The sequence below is a fragment of the Mesorhizobium abyssinicae genome (assembly GCF_049887195.1).
Lineage (GTDB): Bacteria > Pseudomonadota > Alphaproteobacteria > Rhizobiales > Rhizobiaceae > Mesorhizobium > Mesorhizobium abyssinicae.
The window spans coordinates 463,933-481,723 of the sequence record NZ_JARAKC010000003.1; the positions used below are offsets into that span (position 1 = coordinate 463,933).

A 17,791-nucleotide genomic window follows, 5' to 3' on the forward strand; every position below is an offset into this window, starting at 1 on the left:
CCTCCCTCACGGTTCGCAGCTGACGGCTGGGGTTCTGAGCGGCAGGGTCATCTTGCAGCAAGGGTAGTAGCCGCCCTTGTCGCGGTCTGACTGCCTGTAGAAGCAGAGCCCGACATCGACCGTGTCGCCCGGATAATGGCCGGTGATGCCGATCGTGTATGGGGTGCCCGGCGCATGCGACATGGGTGAGGTCACCCCGACGCCTGGCGTCTTGGACAGAGCCTTGATCGAATCGCCGCCGAAGCCGGCATGGTCATGGAGATAGAGATCGGCCTCGAGGCCCGAGGGCGTGCAGAAGTACTGGACATCCTCGACATCGAGACAGGGAGGCAGATTGCCGGGCGGTGGAAAGTCCGGCGGATAGAATGGCGGCAGGTAACCGCCAGGAATTTCCTCATAGTAGCCGGCACGGCCCTCGCAGGGACGCCAGACCCTGACGTCGCCGACATGGCCTTCCACTTCCGGGTCCTCGAAATAGCTGTCGAAGTCGACGAACCAGGAGCCGAAGGGCGGCACGTTGGCCGGCTTGACCAGTGGGGTCGGCGTGAACTGGACGCCATGCACGGCAAAAGGCCCGCCAGCGGCGAGCTGCTCGGCAAGCGCCGGATTGTCACGCAACTTGTCGCCGGTGTTGACCAGCGTGTCGGTGCAGACACTGGTGTCGATATTGCCCTCGGCGTCATAGCCATATTGCAGGTCGACGCCGCCGGCCGACTGGCGGTTGCCTTGCGGGAAGCCAATCGCATATTCCTGCGGCACTTCCACCCAGACCGATTCCGTCGCCGGATCGTCGGGATTCTCGCGCCAGTAGCGGATGACCTCGCCCTTGCCGGAATCGGCGAAGCGGCTGTAATCGTAGCGGTTTTCCACCGGGCCGCGCTGGGCCAGATACATGAAGCCCTTGTTGTCGAAAGCGATGCCGGTGACGGCGTAGTCCTTGTCGGCCTTGACAGTCAGCTCCCAGCGCGGATCGCCGGCGAAGCGGCCGTCGCGGGCAATGCCCACCGACCAGACCTCCGCCTTTTCGCCGACCGTATAGTAGACCCGGCCGCCGTGATAGGCGACCGCCCAGACACGGCGCTCGTCCTGGGTGTAGCCCCATGTGTCGGGGTCTTCGCTGTCGAAGGCGGCGCCCTGGATGTCCATGACAGCGCCGTCGTCGGCGACCGGGTCGAGCCCGTGCGCCGGGCGTCCGGCGACGCCATGGTCGAACGTGTCGATCAGCATGCCGTTGGCGTCGATGCGATGGATCAGGCCAGTGTCGAGATCGGAGGCGAAGAACTGGCGATGGATGGGGTCGAAGGAAAGGTTGCCGATGCCGGGCCCGCTGTTGGTGTCGATATCGGCGAATTTCGAAACGGCGCCGGTAATGCCGTCGATCTTCCAGATCGTGCCCGGCCCGCCGCCATTCTCGGTGCCGAACTGGCCTTCCATGAAGGCAGCACCGGCAGCGCCGCGGCGCTCTCGCTCGGGCCGTCCGTCACTGTCGGCGTCGGGCGTGACGATCTCGATGCCGTGCAGCGAGGTCGCGGCGGCATAGAGGTTCGGGATGCCCGACGGCACGCCATCACGCACGCCGTCGTCATAGGTAAGGCCGAAGACCTCGCCGATCTGGCCGGCCGTCACTTCGAAGGGCGGCGGCGTGTGGACGAGCTGGCCCGAGGCCGGGCCGCCGAGATGCGAGACGTCGAAGACGCGCAAGGAGGCGCGGCTGGTGTCGATGAAGGTTTCGTCGACCGGATCGACGCCGGGCGGAAGGCCCCCCTCTTCGGACTCGGAAGAGTCGAAATTGGGGATGACGGTGCCGGGGAAGCCGGTCACCGCCATCGAGCCAGGATAGATGATTTGGGTTTCCTGTGCGCCGGCGGGGCTGCCGAGCCACAGGCCGGCGCTGAGCGCAACAGCAAGAAATCCGCTGGTTGCCTTTGCCGCGCGGCGCAAACGGCCGGCACGAGCGTGCGCAAGAGCGCTTTGGTCGCAGGACATAGAACTCCCCCCGAAGTCTATGGAAGAACCATCCGGCATTGCCGCGCGAATCAGGGCAAGGCTCGGCGTTCCGGCACGTTCTTCCCTGATCGAATTGTCTGCTTTCCTCATGCTCACGATACGCCGGCTCTTACCCAGGGTCAACGGAATCAGCGGAAAGCCCAGCGCATCGACCCTGTCCCGAAGACGGTGGTCGCGCCGAGCTTCTGTTGTTCCCGGAGACCGTGGAGCCTCTGGGTTTCTGGTCATTGGATTTTCCTTTCCCGGGCCGCACCATGCGGCGCCTGAGCGTCAGTCGTGGGCTGACGCGGAAAGGTTCATGCCGCCGCCGATGGAATCCTGCGGCCGGCTTTCCGGCACGGCGGCCTTCTGTTAGCGTTGGTGCGGATAAGGGTTGGATAGTCAGGGAGGGGGCATGACAGGCAAGCGCCTCATACTGCTGCTGGCGTCGCTCGTCCTTTCGTCGCCGGCATTGCCGTCGGCGGCCAAGACCCTGGTCTACTGCACCGAGGCCAGTCCCGACACATTCGATCCGGCACTTGCCTCCGGCACCCGCGATGCGTCGGCGACCGCGCTCTACAACCGCATTGTCGAGTTCGAACCCGGCACGACCAAAGTGCGTCCCGGCCTCGCCGAAAAATGGGAGGTCTCCGACGACGGGCTGATCTACACATTCCATCTGCGGCGCGGCGTGCGATTCCACAGCATCGAAGGCTTCACCCCGACGCGCGACTTCAATGCCGACGACGTGCTTTTCACTTTCGAGCGCCAGGGCAGCGCCGGGAACCCTTTCCACAACTATGCCGGCCGCCAGTACATCTATTTCGACGGCATCGGCATGCCGGACCTCGTCGTCGGCTGGCGCAAGCTCGACGACTACACCGTCGTCATGACGCTGAAGGCGCCGCACTCGCCGATGCTGGCCGATCTGGCGCTGGATTTCGCGTCGGTCGTCTCGAAGGAATATGCCGACAGGCTGCTGGCGGAGAAGCGTCCGCTGGACCTGGCGACAAGGCCGGTCGGAACGGGTCCGTTCCAGCTTGTCGACTATCAGCAGGATGCGGTCATCCGCTATAAGGCCAATCCGGACTACTGGCGCGGCCGGGCGAAGATCGACGATCTGGTCTTCGCCATCACCACCGATGCCAGCATCCGCATGGCAAAGCTGCGCGCCGGCGAGTGCGATGTCATGCCGTATCCCAATCCGGCCGACCTCGAGGCGATCAAGGCCGCGCCCGGCATCAGGCTGATGCAGCAGGAGGGCCTCAACACCGGCTATCTCGCCTTCAATACCTTGCAGAAGCCGTTCGACGATCCGCGCGTCAGGAAGGCGATCGACATGGCCATCGACAAGAAGGCGATCGTCGATGTCGTCTTCCGCGGCACCGGCGAACTGGCTCGCAATCCGCTGCCGCCGACCTCATGGGCCTATGACAAGGCCGCTCCCGACGATAGCTACGATCCCGATGGCGCCAGGCGCGAGCTCGCCGCCGCCGGCGTCCATGATCTGCGCATGAAAGTCTGGGCGATGCCTGTGCAGCGGCCCTACAACCCCAACGCCCGGCTGATGGCCGAGATGATCCAGTCGGATCTCGCCAAGATCGGCGTCGGTGTCGATATCGTCACCTATGAATGGGCCGAGTATCTTGCCCGCTCGAAGGCGCGCGACCGCGACGGCGCCATGCTGTTCGGCTTCACCGGCGACAATGGCGATCCGGACAATTTCCTGTCAGTGCCGCTCGGCTGCGCCGGCGTCGGCACCACCAACCGCGCCAACTGGTGTTTTGCCGCTTTCGACGCGCTGCTCAAGCAGGCGGCGGCCATCGGCGATCCCGCCGCCCGTGCGAAGCTCTATGTCGAGGCGCAGCGACTGTTCCGGGAACAGACGCCATGGGTGGTCATCGCGCATTCGGTGGTGTCGATCCCGATGCGCGAACGGGTTCGAGGCTACGTCATGGATCCTTTCGACCACCATGACTTCTCCGGCGTCGACATCCAGGACTGACCGCCCGGTGGCGGCCGCGGACCTCGACGTCTATGTGGAGAGCCTCGGCAATTTCGGCTCGTCGCGGGAATACTCGATCCAGTCGCTGCTGCCTCATGTGGAAGAGGCCGGGCTGAAGGTGCGCGTGCTCGATCGCCCGGCGGGCGGCAGCCGTGCGCCGGCCGCCCTGCTGCATGTCGACCTGACGGAAGTGCCGCAAGAATATTCCCAGATCGGCAATCTCTACCATCGCACCATCAACGGCCGCGCCCTCTCCATCCACCGGCACCTCTATTCGACGCTCAGGCTGAACTACGGCGACAGCCACCCGGGCCCGGTCGTCGTCAAGACGGTGCTCAACAGCCGGGGCCGGCCCGAGCTGCGCTGGCGGCAATACCGCAATGGCTGGACGCGGGCAGCGCATGCGTTGCGCAAGATCGCGACGCCGGACTACAAGGAGCGCCTGTGCCCGCGCTACCGCGTCTACGGCACGATCGCCGAGGTTCCGGCGGAGGTCTGGCGCGACGAGAGGCTGATGGTGGAGAAATTCGCTTTCGACAGCCTCGACCTGCCGATCGTGAAACATCGCTACATGTTCCTGCTCGGCGCCGAACTCAACATGCGGCAGGTCTACGAAGACGTGCTGTGCGCGGGCGCCAAGATTGTCAGCAACGAAGTGGGGGGCGCGGTTCCCGACGAGGTCAGGGCGGTGCGGGAGAAGCTCCACCTCGATTACGGCGCGATCGACTATTTCATCGTCGACGGCAAGGGCATCGTTGTCGATGCCAACAAGACGGTCGGTTCCAATCCGAGCTGGCTGAAGCGCAATTTGTTCCGGCGGGAATTCGACCGCCGCATGGCCGAGGCGCTGATCGGCTTCATCCGCGGCTGAGCGCAAGACGCCGGCTCACCAGATCCAGTCGCCCTTGCCGAGCGCCGTTGCGGCCTCGACGATGCGGGTGAAGCTGGCGCGCGCCCGGCCGACCGTGTGCCGGGCCCTCAGGTAGCCATGCACAAGTCCCGGTTCCTCGAACCAGTACGCATGTCCGCCGGCCGCGACGACGCGGTCGCGATAGGCCTCGCCGTCGGAGGACAGCGGGTCGCATTCGGCGGTGATCAGCACGGTCGGCGGCAGGTAGGCGAAGTCGGCATCGGCGAGCGGCGCCAGCGTGATGTCGCCGGTGCGGTCCTCGCCACCGGTGCGGATGTGCTTGTAGAATTCGAGGTCGCGCACGGTCAGCATCGGTGCTTCGGCATGCGTCACATAGGAGCCACGAGACCGGTCGCCGCCGAGGCCGGGATAGATCAGCAGCTGGCCGACCGGTTTTTTGGCATGGCCGCGCGTCGCATGGCTGACGGCGGCGCAAAGATTGCCGCCGGCGCTGTCGCCGCAAAGCAGGACGGGGCGGTCGTAAGCAGCGGCGGCCCATTCGAAGGCTGCCATGACATCGTCGAAGGCGGCCGGGTGCAGGTGCTCCGGCGCCAGCCGGTAGTCGACGGAAACCACCTCGAAGCCGGTGCGGGCGCAGAGTTCGGCGCAGACATCGTCATGGCTGTCCAGCCCGCCGAGGATGAAGCCGCCGCCATGGACGTAGAGCATCATCGCCGCCGTCTGCGGTTTGGCGTTGCGATAGAGGCGGATCGGGATGTCTTGCGCAGGCGCCGGGATGGCTGTGGTCTCGACCGTCACGCCTTGCGGATAGCCGGCAAAGAATTCCCGGCACATGCGGTCATAGATCGCGCGCTGCTCTGCGATCGTGTAGTCGATCGTATCCGGCGGATAGTAGGAATTGGTCTTCTCGATGAAGGCCCAGGTCTCGGCATCGATGAGGGTTTTGTAGTTGGTCATGCAGGATGACCAACTTTCGGTGATGGCGCCCAAGGTCCCCTCTCTGTCCTGCCGGACATCTCCCCCGCAAGGGGGGAGATCAGATGTCGCGAAGGCTTTCGCCAATCTTCTACGCTGGAAGAAAAGCGTAGAGGCTGAAGCTGCCGATCTCCCCCCTTGAGGGGGAGATGCCCGGCAGGGCAGAGGGGGGTGCCTCGCACGATCATCTCCGCAGAGTCACTTCCCCTTCCACACCGGGTCGCGCTTCTCGGCGAAGGCCCGGAACCCTTCCATATTGTCTTCCGACCCATAGAGGATATCGACGGTCGGCAGCTGGCGGCGTGTCACCTTGTTCATTGCGTCCTGGAAGGTGAGCGCCTCGGCCACGCGCGCGGTCTCCTTGATCGCGGCGAAGACCAGCGGCGGGCCGCTGGCCAGCATCCGCGCGATCTCCCAGACGCGGTCCTCGAGCTTGTCCTTGGGCAGCACCTCGTTGACCAGGCCCCAGCGATGCGCTTCCGCGACATCCATCCAGCGGCCGGTGAGCAAAAGGTCCATCGCGACATGGTAGGGAATGCGTTTCGGCAGCTTGATCGTCGCAGCGTCGGCCAGCGTGCCGGCGCGGATCTCGGGCAGGGCGAAGGAGGAATGGTCCGAGGCGTAGATCAGGTCGCAGGACAGCGCCAGTTCGAAGCCGCCGCCGACCGCCATGCCGTTAACGCAGGCGATGACCGGCTTGTTGAGGTCGCGCAATTCCTGCAGCCCGGCGAAGCCGCCGACGCCATAATCGCCGTCGACCGCGTCGCCGCCGGCCGCCGCCTTGAGGTCCCAGCCGGCGCAGAAGAACTTGTCGCCGGCGGTCCTGACGATGGCGACGCGCAATTCGGGATCGTCGCGGAACGCCCTGAACGTCTCGCCCATCAGCCGCGACGTCTTCAGGTCGATGGCGTTGGCCTTCGGCCGGTCAAGCGTGACCTCGAGGATGGCGCCCTCGCGGCGGGTCGAAATGACGTCAGACATTCTTCTTTTCTCCAAGCACCAGCAGCGCGTCGGCGATCCAGGCGCCCTTGCCTTCGGCGCAGACGATCAGCGGATTGATGTCGAGCTCCTCGATCTCGCCGGCATTCTGCTGCACAAAGCCGGCGATGCCGGCGATGGCATCGATGGCAGCCTGAACATCGGCCTTGGGCCGGCCGCGATAGCCTTCGAGCAGCGGATAGAGCTTCAGTCCGCGCAGGGCCGCTTCGATGTCGTCGCGGGTCGCCGGCAGCATCAAAGTGAGGCTGTCGCGCAGGAGCTCGACCAGCACGCCGCCGGTGCCCAGCGTCATCACCGCGCCGAACATCGGGTCGCGGGTGAAGCCGACGATCAGCTCGGCGACGCCGTCGCGCACCATGCGCTCGGCATAGAGGCCGGTGCCGAGCGGCAGGAGGTCATGGGCGGCATTGCTGACGGATTCGGCATCCTTGAGGTTCAGGATCACCGCGCCGACTTCCGACTTGTGGGTGACGCCCAGCGCCTTCAGCGCCACCGGGAAGCCGAGCGCCATGGACGAAATCACCGCCTCGACCGCATTGGCGGCGCGCTCGCCCTTCGGCACCGGCAGGCCGGCCTTGATCAGCCGCGCCTTGGCCTCGGCCTCGTCGGGCGTGACATGGCCGCCGCTGGCGACGCCGGAAGCAGACGTGTCGACCGGCTGCGCCTCGGGCTCGCGCCAGGCCCAGCCGATGAAGGCGGCGGCTTGCGCGGCATCCATGGCTTCCGAGATGCCGAACAGCGGCACCATGCCGCGCGCCATCAGCCCGGCGGTGTATTCCTCCGGCAGGTTCTCCGGCAGCGAGGAGACGATCGCGCCCTGCGCGCTGTTGGTCTTCAGCGCCGCCTCGAAGGCGCGGAGCGTCGTCCACCAGTCGGTGTCCGAACAGCGGTCGGGACGGGGGAAGTCGAGCACCAGCATGTTGAGGTCGAAGCCGCCCGACACCATGGCGGTGAAGGTCGCCGTCATCGCCGGCTCGTTGTTCCAGATGAAGGTGTGGTAGTCGAGCGGATTGGCGACCGCGACCAGCGGCCCGAGCGTCGATTTGACATGGGCGCGGTGCTTGTCGGTGAGTGCAGGGAAATGCACCCAGCGCCCTTCGGCGCTGTCGGCCATCACCGAGGCCTCGCCGCCCGAGCAGCTCATCGAAGACAGCTTGTAGCCGGGCAGTGGCCCGGTGATGTGCAGGAGCTTCAGCGCCTCGATGAAGGCCGGAATGGAATCGACGCGGGCGATGCCGAGCCGCTTCAGGAACGCGCCCGAGGCGGCATCCGAGCCGGCGAGCGAGGCGGTGTGCGACACCGTCGCCTGCCGCGCCTGTTCCGAGCGGCCGACCTTCATGGCGATGATCGGCTTCTTCAGCTCGCGGGCCCTGGCCGCCAGCCGCTCGAAGCCGGCTACTGCGTCAAAAGCCTCGATGTGCAGGCCGAGCGATGTGACGCGCTCATCCTCGATCAGGCCGAGCGCCATTTCCGAGAGGCCGGTCTGCGCCTGATTGCCGGCGGTCATCAGGAACGCGATCGGCAGGCCGCGCTTCTGCATCGTCATGTTGATGGCGATGTTGGACGACTGGGTGATGATGGCGACGCCCTTGCCGCCGTCGGGCAGCCGGATGCCGCCATGCTGGTCGGGCCACAGAAGCGCGCCATCGGCATAGTTGATGAGGCCATAGCAGTTCGGACCGATGATCGGCATCTGGCCGGCGGCTGCGACGAGCTCGGCCTGCAGCCGTTCGCCGTCCTCGTCATAGGCCTCGGTCTCGAGGAAGCCGGCGGCGAAGCAGACGGCGCCGCCGGCGCCGCGCTCGGCCAGTTCCCTGATCACCTCGATGGTGAGATGGCGGTTGACGCCGACAAAGGCGGCGTCCGGCGCGCCGGGCAGGTCGGCGACGGAGCGGTAGGCCTTGCGCCCGGCGACCTCGTCCTTTGTCGGATGCACCGGCCAGATTTCGCCGGCAAAGCCCATCTTGATCGATTGCGCGACGACGGCGGCGGCCTGCGCGCCGCCGAACACGGCTATGGACTTCGGGCGCAGGAGACGTTCGAGTTTATGCATGGTCATCTTTTCGTTTGAGCATGATCTTCCCCCAAACCGGACCCCGGTTTGGGGCACATCATGCCCTAAGCCCCGAACGGACGCAGCAGCGCCCGCGAAATGATATGTCGCTGAATCTCCGAAGTGCCTTCCCAGATGCGCTCGACGCGGGCGTCGCGCCAGATGCGCTCCAGCGGCAGGTCGTCCATCAGCCCCATGCCGCCATGGATCTGGATCGCCTCGTCGGCGACGAAGGCCAGCATCTCCGTAGCCTTCAGCTTGGCCATGGCCATGTCCTGGTCGGTGACGGTGCCCTGATCGTACTTCCAGCCGGCTTCGAACACCATCAGGTCGGCGGCTTTCAATTCGGTCGCCATGTCGGCGAGCTTGAACGACACGCCCTGGAATTTGCCGATCTGCTGGCCGAACTGCTGGCGCTGCGCTGCATATTCGATGGCATGGCCGAGCGCGCGCTCGGCGCGGCCGAGGCAAGTGGCGCCGACCTGCAGGCGGGTGGCGCCCAGCCAGGAATTGGCGACCTCGAAACCCTTGTGGACCTCGCCAAGGACCTGGCTCGCCGGCAGCCGGCAATCGTCGAATTCGAGAATGGCGTTGGTGTAGCCACGATGCGAGACGTTGCGATAGCCGTCGCGCACCGTAAAACCCTTGGTGCCCTTGTCGACGAAGAAGGCGGTGATCTTCTTGCGTTTGCCGCGCGGCGAATCTTCTTCGCCGGAAGCCATGAAACAAATCGCAAAGTCGGCGATGTCGGCATGGCTGATGAAATGCTTGGTGCCGTTCAACACCCAGTCGTCGCCGTCCTGGACGGCGGTGGCCTTCATGCCGCGCAGGTCGGAGCCGGCGCCGGGCTCGGTCATTGCGAGGCAGTCCCATTTCTCGCCGCGGATGCAGGGGAAGAGGTATTTCTCGCGCTGCTCCGGCGTGCCGGCGAGCAGGATGTTGGACGGGCGCGCGACGCAGGTCCAGTGCAGCGCGTAGTTGGCGCGGCCGAGTTCCTTCTCGTAGAGCAGCCAGCTCACCGTATCGAGGCCCGCGCCGCCGACATCGGCCGGCATGTTGGCGGCGTAGAGGCCGGCTTCGATCGCCTTGGCCTTGATCTCGTCGACAAGCTCGCGGCGCAGCACGCCAGTGCGCTCCACCTCGCTCTCATGCGGGTAAAGCTCGTTCTCGACGAAGGCGCGCGTCGTCTCGACGATCAGTTTTTGTTCCTCGGAAAGACCGAAATCCATCGCCTCAGCCCTTCTTCTTGCTCTTCTTCGACTTTCCGGCCTTTGCCGGCTTCACGGCCTTCTTCACCGGCTTGGCAGCCTTGGCCTTCTCGGCCGCCTTGGAGACCGGCTTCTTCGCCGCCAGCTTGGCGAGCTGCCTGGTATAGTCCTTGTGCAGCGCGCCGGCGCCCCAGCCCTTGCCCTTGTTCTGCTTCGACAGCGCTTCCATGATGGCGACCAGATTGTCGTCGCGGATCTTTTCCAGCTCGCGGATCGACAGGCCGTGCGCCTGCTCGTCCGACTGGGTGGCGATGAGGTCGACCAACTCGTCGTTGAACTCCGGCACGTCCATCAGCTTGGTCCACGGCCATTTCAGGCAAGGGCCGAACTGAGCCATGAAGTGGCGCATGCCGGCCTCGCCGCCAGCGACGCGGTAGACCTGGAACATGCCCATCTGCGCCCAGCGCAAGCCGAAGGAATAGCGCATGATGTCGTCGAGCTCCTCGACGGTGCAGATGCCGTCCTTGACCAGCCACAGCGCCTCGCGCCAGGCGGCTTCGAGCAGGCGGTCGCCGACGAAGGCCTCGATCTCCTTGCGCACCACCACCGGTTTCATGCCGATCGAGGCATAGAGTTCCTTGGCAACCTCGATCGCCTCCGGGAAAGTCTGCTCGCCGCCGACGATCTCGACCAGCGGCAGGAGATAGACCGGGTTGAACGGATGGCCGACGACCAGCCGCTCCGGGTGCTTCTTCATCGCCACCTGCATGTCGGTCGGTTTGATGCCGGAGGTCGACGAGCCGACGATGGCATTGGCCGGCGCATGGGCGTCGATCTCGGCCAGCACCCTGTGCTTGAGGTCGAGCCGCTCCGGCACGCTTTCCTGGATGAAATCGGCGTCGGCGACCGCCTCGGCGATGGTCTTGGCGAAGGTCAGCCTGCCTTCCTTGGGCAGGCCGCCGGGCAGCATCTGCTTATAGGCGCGGCGGGCGCCCTTCATCACCTCGCCCACTTTGCGCGAAGCTTCGGGATCCGGATCGAAGATCGACACATCGATGCCATTGAGCAGAAGCCGCGCCACCCAGCCGGCGCCGATGACGCCGCCGCCGATGGCGGCTGCCTTGTTGATGATGCTCATGCGGAAGCTCCGGTTCTGGTCTTGGCTGTTTCGGGATCGGTAAGCGGCACACGCTCGCCGGCGCGGATCACGGCCGGGTCGTAAGCCTTGCGGGCGAAGACCTCGAGCACGAAGGGCCGGAAGAATTCGATCGGCAACGTGTCGTAATCGGGGTCGAAGCTCGACTGGTCCCAGCGCTCGCAGAACCGGTCGCAGTCGTCGAAATAGGGATGGCCGGCGAAGCGGTCACGGGCGTGGCGGTTGCCGCCGAGATGATGCGCGTAATAGAGGCGCTGGAAATCGCCGTGCTTCTCCACCACCCAGGTGCACTGTTCGCGCACGAAGGGCTTCAGGACCGCGGCCGCATATTCGTCGTGATTGTAGGGCGCGTAGATATCGCCGATGTCGTGCAGCAGCGCGCAGGCGATCCAGTCAGTGTCGGCGCCGTCGCGCCAGGCCCGCGTCGCCGCCTGCAGCGAATGGCCGAGCCGGGTGATCTTGTAGCCGGAGAGGCCCTCGTCGAGCTGCACCAGCGCGGTAAGCAGCCGCTCGCCGGTTTTCGCAGCGTAGTCGACCTCATGGGCGGTCAGGAATTCGTAGTCTTCCCTGTCGCCATCCTTCATTGCGGTGAATTTGACGGTAGCCATTTCCGACTCCCCAAATCAAGCGGCTATCGGCGCCCGCTTGGTGAGGTTGAGCTTCTTGCGCACTTCCTCCGGCCCGAGGATCCTGGCGCCGAGATTGGTGACGATGCTCGCAGCACGCTCGACGAGCTGCGCATTGGTCGCCAGCACGCCCTTGTCCAGCCAGAGATTGTCCTCAAGGCCGACGCGGACATTGCCGCCGGCCAGCACCGCGGCGGCGGCATAGGCCATCTGGTTGCGGCCGATCGAGAAGGCCGACCAGTTCCAGGTCGACGGCACGTTGTTGACCATGGCCATGAAGGTGTTGAGGTCGTCGGGCGCGCCCCACGGCACGCCCATGCAGAGCTGCACCAGCGCGTCCGGCTTCAGCACCTGCTCCTCGACCAGCTGCTTGGCGAACCACAGATGGCCGGTGTCGAAGGCTTCGATCTCGGGCTTGACGCCGAGCGCCGTCATCATGCCGCCCATGGCGCGGAGCATGCCGGGGGTGTTGGTCATGACATAGTCTGCCTCGGCGAAGTTCATCGTGCCGCAGTCCAGCGTGCAGATCTCCGGCAGGCACTGGCGCACATGCTCCATGCGGTTGGTGGCGCCGCCCATGTCGGTGCCCTTCTCGTTGAGCGGCAGCGGCGCCTCCGGCGAGCCGAACACCATGTCGCCGCCCATGCCGGCGGTGAGGTTGAGCACCACGTCGACATTGGCCTCGCGGATGCGCTCGGTCACCTCGCGGTAGAGATGGATGTCGCGCCTGGGCTTGCCGGTCTCGGGATCGCGGACATGGCAGTGGACGATCGCCGCACCCGCCTTGGCGGCGTCGATCGCCGAATCGGCGATCTGCTTGGGCGAGCGCGGCACATGCGGGCTGCGGTCCTGCGAGCCGCCGGACCCGGTCACGGCACAGGTAATGAAGACCTCACGGTTCATTGCGAGCGGCATTGGACTTCCTCCCAATCAAGACAGACCCAACAATGACCGACTTGCCGGAAACTGTTTTGCGCTTTACGAAGCTGACATGACTAAAAGCGAAAAGCCGACCATCTTTCGCGCCGAGCACGAAACGCTCAAGGTGACGTTCCTGGTGTTCTCCGGTTCGTCGATCATGTGCGTGGCCTCGGCCGTGGACCCGCTGCGCGCCGCCAACCGCATCTCGGGCGAGACGCTGTTCGACTTCAAGCTGGTCTCGCTGACGGGTGAGGCGCCGGTCACGACATGTGGCCTGCCGGTGGCGGTCAGCGGCCGCTTCGATGCCGCCGAGCCGACCGATGTGTTGGTCGTCGTCGCCGGCTTCGGCACGCAGAATTATGCCACGGCGGCGCTGCTTGCGGGGTTGCGGAGGGCAGCACGTGCGGCCCGCGCCTGCGGCGGCGTCGAGGCCGGCACCTGGCTGGTGGCGCGGGCCGGCCTGCTCGAAGGGCGAAGCGCCACCACGCATTGGGAAGACATGGAGGATTTTTCCGCCGCCTTCCCGGGCGTCGACGTGCGTCCGGACCGGTATGTCATCGACGGGCCTGTCTTCACCTCCGGCGGCGCCTCGCCGACCTTCGATCTGATGCTGCATCTCGTGCGGACCAGGCTCGGCATGGCCGTGGCGCTCGATGTGGCGAGCGTGTTCATCTACGATCAGGCGCGCGCCGCGACCGATGCGCAGCCTCTGGTCTCGCTCGGAAGGCTCGACGGCTACGACCCAAGGCTGGCGCAGGCGATCCGGCTGATGGAATCGCATGTCGACCAGCCGCTGACCATCGACGCCGTGGCCAAGCGCGCCGGAGTGACAGCGCGGACGCTGGAAAGCATCTTCCGCAAGTCGATCGGCGAGACGCCCGGCGCCTATTATCTGCGGCTGCGCCTCAGCGCCGCCCGGCGCCTGGTGGTCGACACGCGGATCGCCATGGCCGACATTGCCGGGCGCACGGGATTCTCCTCCGCTGCGGCATTTTCCAGGGCATTTTCGAGGGCTTTCGGCGAAGCGCCGGTGAGGCTCCGCCGGGGATAGACTACGCGGCGGTCTGCCGGGTGCTGGCGCTGTCGATCTCGGAGCGCATCTGTCTTGCAATATGGGTCTCGAAGCGGCTGGCGACCGCGCGATCCCATTCGGTCGCGCCGCGCGAACCGGCCTTGCCGTGCGGCAACGCCATCAGCCGGTCGATGATCGAGCCGGCCTCGCCAGATGAGAGCAGGGCGTCGATTTCGCGTTCGTGCTGCATATCGTTTCGCCTCCTTCTTCCTGATTCCCGCCACGAGCCGACACTATACGAAATTCGTGACGGCTGTTTGAAGGCAAGAGAGAGGCGATTGAGGGGCGGCGCGGGGCAAAACCTTGTCGTCGGTTTCTGCCCCGCGCAAAGCCGTTTTATCTTAGCAATTGCTTGAGTTAGAGCAATTCCAGGTTTTCCGTCCTGAATGCGCCAGAACAAATAGATAGGGCCGGCGCCCGCCCTCACACATAGCGGTTGACGATGTTCTCCAGCAGTTCCTGGCGGCCGGAGCGCGGCTGCGGCTCGATCTTCTTCTTGACCACGCGCTCGGCGATCTCTTCCAGCGTGCGCTTGCCCGACAGCATCGCCTTGCCCTCGGCCGTGCTCCAGCCGGCATAGCGCTCGGCCAGCGGGCCCGACAGCGCCTTGTCCTCGATCATTTTCGCCGCCGCCTTGAGGCCGCGCGCGCAGGCATCCATGCCGCCGATATGGCCGATCAGCAGGTCCTGCGGGTCGAGCGACTGGCGCCGCAGCTTGGCGTCGAAATTGGTGCCGCCGGTCTTGAAGCCGCCGCCCTGCAGGACCTGGTAGTAGGCGAGCGCCATTTCCGGCACATTGTTGGGGAACTGGTCGGTATCCCAGCCCGATTGGTAGTCGTTGCGGTTCATGTCGATCGAGCCGAAGACGCCGAGGGCATTGGCGAGCGCCAATTCATGCTCGAAGGAATGGCCGGCGAGGATGGCGTGGCCCTGCTCGATGTTGAGCTTCACTTCCTTCTCCAGCCCAAAGCGCTTGAGGAAGCCGTAGACGGTGGCGACATCGTAATCGTACTGGTGCTTCGTCGGCTCCTGGGGCTTCGGCTCGATCAGGATGGTGCCCTTGAACCCGATCTTGTGCTTGTAGTCGACGACCAGGCTGAGGAAGCGCCCGGCCTGCTCCTGCTCGCGGCCAAGGTCGGTGTTGAGCAGCGTCTCGTAGCCTTCGCGGCCGCCCCACAGCACGTAGTTCTCGCCCTTCAGGCGCTTGGTGACGTCGATGCAGCTCTTCACCGTCGCCGCCGCATAGGCGAAGACATCCGGATCGGGATTGGTGGCCGCGCCCGACATGAAGCGGCGGTGCGAGAACAGGTTCGCCGTGCCCCACAGCAGCTTGACGCCGGTCTTCTTCATCTTGGCCGCAAAATAGTCGGCGATCTCGTCGAGGCGCGCGGCGCTCTCGGAAAAGTCCTTGCCCTCGGGCCGGACGTCGGCGTCGTGGAAGCAGAAATAGGGCGCGCCGAGCAGTGAGAACATCTCGAAGGCGACGTCGGCCTTGAGCTTCGCCAGCTCCATCGTGTCGATGCCGCCGGGCTTGGCGAACCAGGGACGATCGAAGGTCTGGCCGCCGAACGGGTCACCGCCGGGCCAGGCGAAGGAATGCCAGTAGGCGACGGCAAAGCGCAGATGGTCTTCCAGCCGCTTGCCGGCGACCACCTCGTCCGGATTGTAGAACCGGTAGGCGAGCGGATTGGTCGAATCCGGCCCCTCATATTTGATCGTCTGGATGTCGCCGAAAAATCCGCTGGCCATGATTTTTTCCTCTCGCAGGTTTCTGTCCGCCATTACCTCAGGCGTAATTGGTTTCATGTTGGCGCTGGCCGAAAAGGGTCATGTCGAAACGAGCCAACGAAGGATGAAGACCATGACCGACCTCAACACGATCGCCCGGAACTACATCACCGCCTGGAACGAGAGCGATGCGGGCCGCCGCAAGGCCCTGCTCGAAGCGGCCTTCACCAGCGACGTCAGCTACCGCGATCCGATCATGCAGGGCGACGGCCACGCAGGCATCGCGGCGCTGATCGACGGCGTGCAGCAGCGCTTCGCCGGGTTCCGCTTCTCGCTGAAGGGCCAGCCCGACGGATTTGCCGATCAGATCCGCTTCTCGTGGAATCTCGGTCCTGAAGGCACGGAGCCCGTCATCGAAGGCACCGACATCGGCGTCATCGAGAACGGCCGCCTGAAGAGCGTCACCGGCTTCCTCGACAAGGTGCCGGCGCAGTGAGACTAGTCGGGTAGGAGACGCGCGAGCCCCCCCTCTCTGCCCTGCCGGGCATCTCCCCCTCAAGGGGGAAGATTGATCGTCACGCGGACCTCCGCCAACCGCCAACGCCGAAAGAAAGGTGCCAACGTCGAAGCTGCTGATCTCCCCCCTTGAGGGGGAGATGCCCGGCAGGGCAGAGAGGGGGGCCTCGCGCATACTCACGCGGTTGCCGCCCTGATCGCCGGATAAAGCGCCCTGTAGCGCTGGTAGGCGTCGGTAAAGGCTCCGCCAAGCCCGGCGTCCGGATCGATCGTGGCGTCGGTCGCCGGCGCGGTGCACACCGCAAGCGGATCGGCGCCGGTCGCGGCGACCAGGCCGAGCCGGGCGGCGCCGAAGGCGGCGCCGAAATCGCCGTCGGCCGGGATGTCGACCGGCACCTGCAACGCCGTGGCGATCGCCTTCAGCCAGTAGCGCGAACGCGAACCGCCGCCGATCGCGGTCACCCGCGTCAGTGTCGTGCCGGCCGTTTTCAACGCTTCGAGACTGTCGCGGAAAGCAAAGGCGACGCCTTCCAGAACGGCCTGCGTCAGCACGGCGCGGTCGGATTCGTGTGCCAGGCCGGTGAACGATCCGCGAATGGCGGAATCATTGTGCGGCGTGCGCTCGCCCGAGAGATAGGGCAGGAAGGAAACGCCGGTCGGCGCCTTGAGCGTATCGCCGAGCTCGGCGGTCAATTCGCCGGCGCTTTTGCCGGTGATCTCCGACAGCCAGTTGAGCGAATCGGTGGCCGACAGGATAACGCCCATCTGGTGCCAGGTGTCGGGCAGCGCATGGCAGAAGGTGTGCACCGCGCTTGCCGGATTGGGCAGGTAGGCGGCGTTGGCGGCGAACAGCACGCCAGAGGTGCCGAGCGACACAAAGGCGTGGCCGGCGCCGACCGTGCCCATGCCGCAGGCCGAGGCCGCATTGTCGCCGGCGCCGCCGGCGATCGGAATGCCGGCTGCAACGCCCCATTTGGCGGCAAGCTCGGCGCGCAAGGCGCCGGCCTTCGCCGTGCCCTCGACCAGCGACGGCATGTGCTTCTCGTCGAGTGAGGTGGCTGCCAGCAGACCAGCGGACCAGCGCCGCCTGCCGACGTCGAGCCAGGAGGTGCCGGCGGAGTCGGACATTTCCGAAATGTGCTCGCCCGTCAGCCAGAGCCGCAGGAAATCCTTGGGCAGCAGCACTTTCGCCACGTTGGCGAAGATCCTGGGCTCGTTGTTATTCACCCAGGCAAGCTTCGGCGCGGTGAAGCCCGGAAAGACGATGTTGCCGGTGAGCTTGCGGAAGCGCGGATCGGCGTCGAGCGCGGCGGCCTCGACATGGCTGCGCGTGTCGTTCCAAAGGATGCAGGGGCGCAGCACCTTGTCGCCGGCATCGAGCAGAGTGGCGCCATGCATCTGGCCGGACAGGCCGATGCCCTTGACCGCCGCGAGTTCCTTCGGATGCGCGGCCTTGAGCTCGGCAATCGCTGTTTCGCAGGCCGCGATCCAGTGCGCGGGATCCTGCTCGGACCATCCGGGATGCGGCCGCGAGACATCGAGCGAGCCGTGGCCGGAGCCGATGACGGTCTGCCCGGCATCGATCAAAAGCGCCTTGACGCCCGACGTGCCCAGATCGAGGCCGAGATACATGATGTCCTCCCAATGCCATTAATTTTTTCGGATCTCGAAAAAA

15 protein-coding genes are annotated in these 17,791 nt (G+C 65.5%); 4 read left to right on the top strand and 11 right to left on the bottom strand.

Annotated features, from left to right (window positions below; genetic code table 11):
* Window positions 1-6: 6 nt before the first annotated feature.
* Entirely contained in the window at window positions 7-2,235 is a 2,229-nt protein-coding gene (locus PU724_RS10185; RefSeq protein WP_354420360.1) for a hypothetical protein, read from the bottom strand.
* 166 nt (window positions 2,236-2,401) lie between these two features.
* Here PU724_RS10185 and PU724_RS10190 point away from each other — a divergent pair, with 166 nt between their 5' ends.
* Window positions 2,402-3,991, top strand: coding sequence for an ABC transporter substrate-binding protein (locus PU724_RS10190; protein ID WP_354420361.1), 1,590 nt, complete (start codon window positions 2,402-2,404; stop codon window positions 3,989-3,991).
* A 7-nt stretch (window positions 3,992-3,998) separates the two neighbouring features.
* Window positions 3,999-4,862, top strand: coding sequence for a hypothetical protein (locus PU724_RS10195; protein ID WP_354420362.1), 864 nt, complete (start codon window positions 3,999-4,001; stop codon window positions 4,860-4,862).
* Window positions 4,863-4,877: 15 nt separating this feature from the next.
* Here the strand turns inward: PU724_RS10195 and PU724_RS10200 are convergent, their stop codons facing one another.
* The 7 genes from PU724_RS10200 to bcoG form a co-directional block, all read right to left on the bottom strand.
* Window positions 4,878-5,819: an alpha/beta hydrolase gene (locus PU724_RS10200; protein ID WP_354420363.1), complete on the bottom strand. Its 942-nt coding sequence runs from the start codon at window positions 5,817-5,819 to the stop codon at window positions 4,878-4,880.
* A 216-nt stretch (window positions 5,820-6,035) separates the two neighbouring features.
* Window positions 6,036-6,818 (bottom strand): carnitinyl-CoA dehydratase, encoded by a 783-nt coding sequence (locus PU724_RS10205; protein WP_354420364.1) that lies wholly within the window; start codon window positions 6,816-6,818, stop codon window positions 6,036-6,038.
* Window positions 6,811-8,889, bottom strand: a complete 2,079-nt coding sequence (locus tag PU724_RS10210; protein ID WP_354420365.1) for an acetate--CoA ligase family protein — start codon at window positions 8,887-8,889, stop codon at window positions 6,811-6,813. The genes PU724_RS10205 and PU724_RS10210 overlap by 8 nt, the downstream gene beginning before the upstream one ends.
* A 65-nt stretch (window positions 8,890-8,954) precedes the next feature.
* Window positions 8,955-10,118, bottom strand: coding sequence for an acyl-CoA dehydrogenase family protein (locus PU724_RS10215; RefSeq protein WP_127392484.1), 1,164 nt, complete (start codon window positions 10,116-10,118; stop codon window positions 8,955-8,957).
* Window positions 10,119-10,122: 4 nt separating this feature from the next.
* Entirely contained in the window at window positions 10,123-11,235 is a 1,113-nt protein-coding gene (locus PU724_RS10220; protein ID WP_354420366.1) for a carnitine 3-dehydrogenase, read from the bottom strand.
* Window positions 11,232-11,861: an HD domain-containing protein gene (locus tag PU724_RS10225; RefSeq protein WP_354420367.1), complete on the bottom strand. Its 630-nt coding sequence runs from the start codon at window positions 11,859-11,861 to the stop codon at window positions 11,232-11,234. The genes PU724_RS10220 and PU724_RS10225 overlap by 4 nt, the downstream gene beginning before the upstream one ends.
* 15 nt (window positions 11,862-11,876) lie before the next feature.
* Window positions 11,877-12,794, bottom strand: a complete 918-nt coding sequence (gene bcoG, locus PU724_RS10230) for a 3-dehydrocarnitine:acetyl-CoA trimethylamine transferase BcoG (protein WP_292168954.1) — start codon at window positions 12,792-12,794, stop codon at window positions 11,877-11,879.
* A 76-nt stretch (window positions 12,795-12,870) separates the two neighbouring features.
* On the opposite strand from bcoG, the gene PU724_RS10235 reads away from it, so the two are divergent.
* Window positions 12,871-13,851 (top strand): GlxA family transcriptional regulator, encoded by a 981-nt coding sequence (locus PU724_RS10235; RefSeq protein WP_354420368.1) that lies wholly within the window; start codon window positions 12,871-12,873, stop codon window positions 13,849-13,851.
* A 1-nt stretch (window position 13,852) separates the two neighbouring features.
* Here PU724_RS10235 and PU724_RS10240 read toward each other — a convergent pair whose 3' ends face one another.
* Window positions 13,853-14,062, bottom strand: coding sequence for a hypothetical protein (locus tag PU724_RS10240; RefSeq protein ID WP_126056931.1), 210 nt, complete (start codon window positions 14,060-14,062; stop codon window positions 13,853-13,855).
* A gap of 233 nt (window positions 14,063-14,295) precedes the next feature.
* A complete protein-coding gene (gene xylA / locus PU724_RS10245) occupies window positions 14,296-15,621 on the bottom strand; it encodes a xylose isomerase (protein ID WP_354420369.1) in 1,326 nt (441 codons plus the stop codon).
* A gap of 112 nt (window positions 15,622-15,733) precedes the next feature.
* Here xylA and PU724_RS10250 point away from each other — a divergent pair, with 112 nt between their 5' ends.
* Window positions 15,734-16,096: a nuclear transport factor 2 family protein gene (locus PU724_RS10250; RefSeq protein ID WP_127283457.1), complete on the top strand. Its 363-nt coding sequence runs from the start codon at window positions 15,734-15,736 to the stop codon at window positions 16,094-16,096.
* A 197-nt stretch (window positions 16,097-16,293) separates the two neighbouring features.
* Here PU724_RS10250 and xylB read toward each other — a convergent pair whose 3' ends face one another.
* Window positions 16,294-17,748 (bottom strand): xylulokinase, encoded by a 1,455-nt coding sequence (gene xylB, locus PU724_RS10255; RefSeq protein WP_354420370.1) that lies wholly within the window; start codon window positions 17,746-17,748, stop codon window positions 16,294-16,296.
* Between the last annotated feature and the right edge of the window lie 43 nt (window positions 17,749-17,791).

Excerpts from the sequence above, each read along its gene's own strand:
- PU724_RS10185 (WP_354420360.1), bottom strand. The coding sequence starts at position 2,235 with ATGACCAGAAACCCAGAGGCTCCACGGTCTCCGGGAACAACAGAAGCT.
- PU724_RS10190 (WP_354420361.1), top strand. The coding sequence starts at position 2,402 with ATGACAGGCAAGCGCCTCATACTGCTGCTGGCGTCGCTCGTCCTTTCG.
- PU724_RS10200 (WP_354420363.1), bottom strand. The coding sequence starts at position 5,819 with ATGACCAACTACAAAACCCTCATCGATGCCGAGACCTGGGCCTTCATC.
- PU724_RS10205 (WP_354420364.1), bottom strand. The coding sequence starts at position 6,818 with ATGTCTGACGTCATTTCGACCCGCCGCGAGGGCGCCATCCTCGAGGTC.
- PU724_RS10210 (WP_354420365.1), bottom strand. The coding sequence starts at position 8,889 with ATGCATAAACTCGAACGTCTCCTGCGCCCGAAGTCCATAGCCGTGTTC.
- PU724_RS10215 (WP_127392484.1), bottom strand. The coding sequence starts at position 10,118 with ATGGATTTCGGTCTTTCCGAGGAACAAAAACTGATCGTCGAGACGACG.
- PU724_RS10220 (WP_354420366.1), bottom strand. The coding sequence starts at position 11,235 with ATGAGCATCATCAACAAGGCAGCCGCCATCGGCGGCGGCGTCATCGGC.
- PU724_RS10225 (WP_354420367.1), bottom strand. The coding sequence starts at position 11,861 with ATGGCTACCGTCAAATTCACCGCAATGAAGGATGGCGACAGGGAAGAC.
- bcoG (WP_292168954.1), bottom strand. The coding sequence starts at position 12,794 with ATGCCGCTCGCAATGAACCGTGAGGTCTTCATTACCTGTGCCGTGACC.
- PU724_RS10235 (WP_354420368.1), top strand. The coding sequence starts at position 12,871 with ATGACTAAAAGCGAAAAGCCGACCATCTTTCGCGCCGAGCACGAAACG.
- PU724_RS10240 (WP_126056931.1), bottom strand. The coding sequence starts at position 14,062 with ATGCAGCACGAACGCGAAATCGACGCCCTGCTCTCATCTGGCGAGGCC.
- xylA (WP_354420369.1), bottom strand. The coding sequence starts at position 15,621 with ATGGCCAGCGGATTTTTCGGCGACATCCAGACGATCAAATATGAGGGG.
- PU724_RS10250 (WP_127283457.1), top strand. The coding sequence starts at position 15,734 with ATGACCGACCTCAACACGATCGCCCGGAACTACATCACCGCCTGGAAC.
- xylB (WP_354420370.1), bottom strand. The coding sequence starts at position 17,748 with ATGTATCTCGGCCTCGATCTGGGCACGTCGGGCGTCAAGGCGCTTTTG.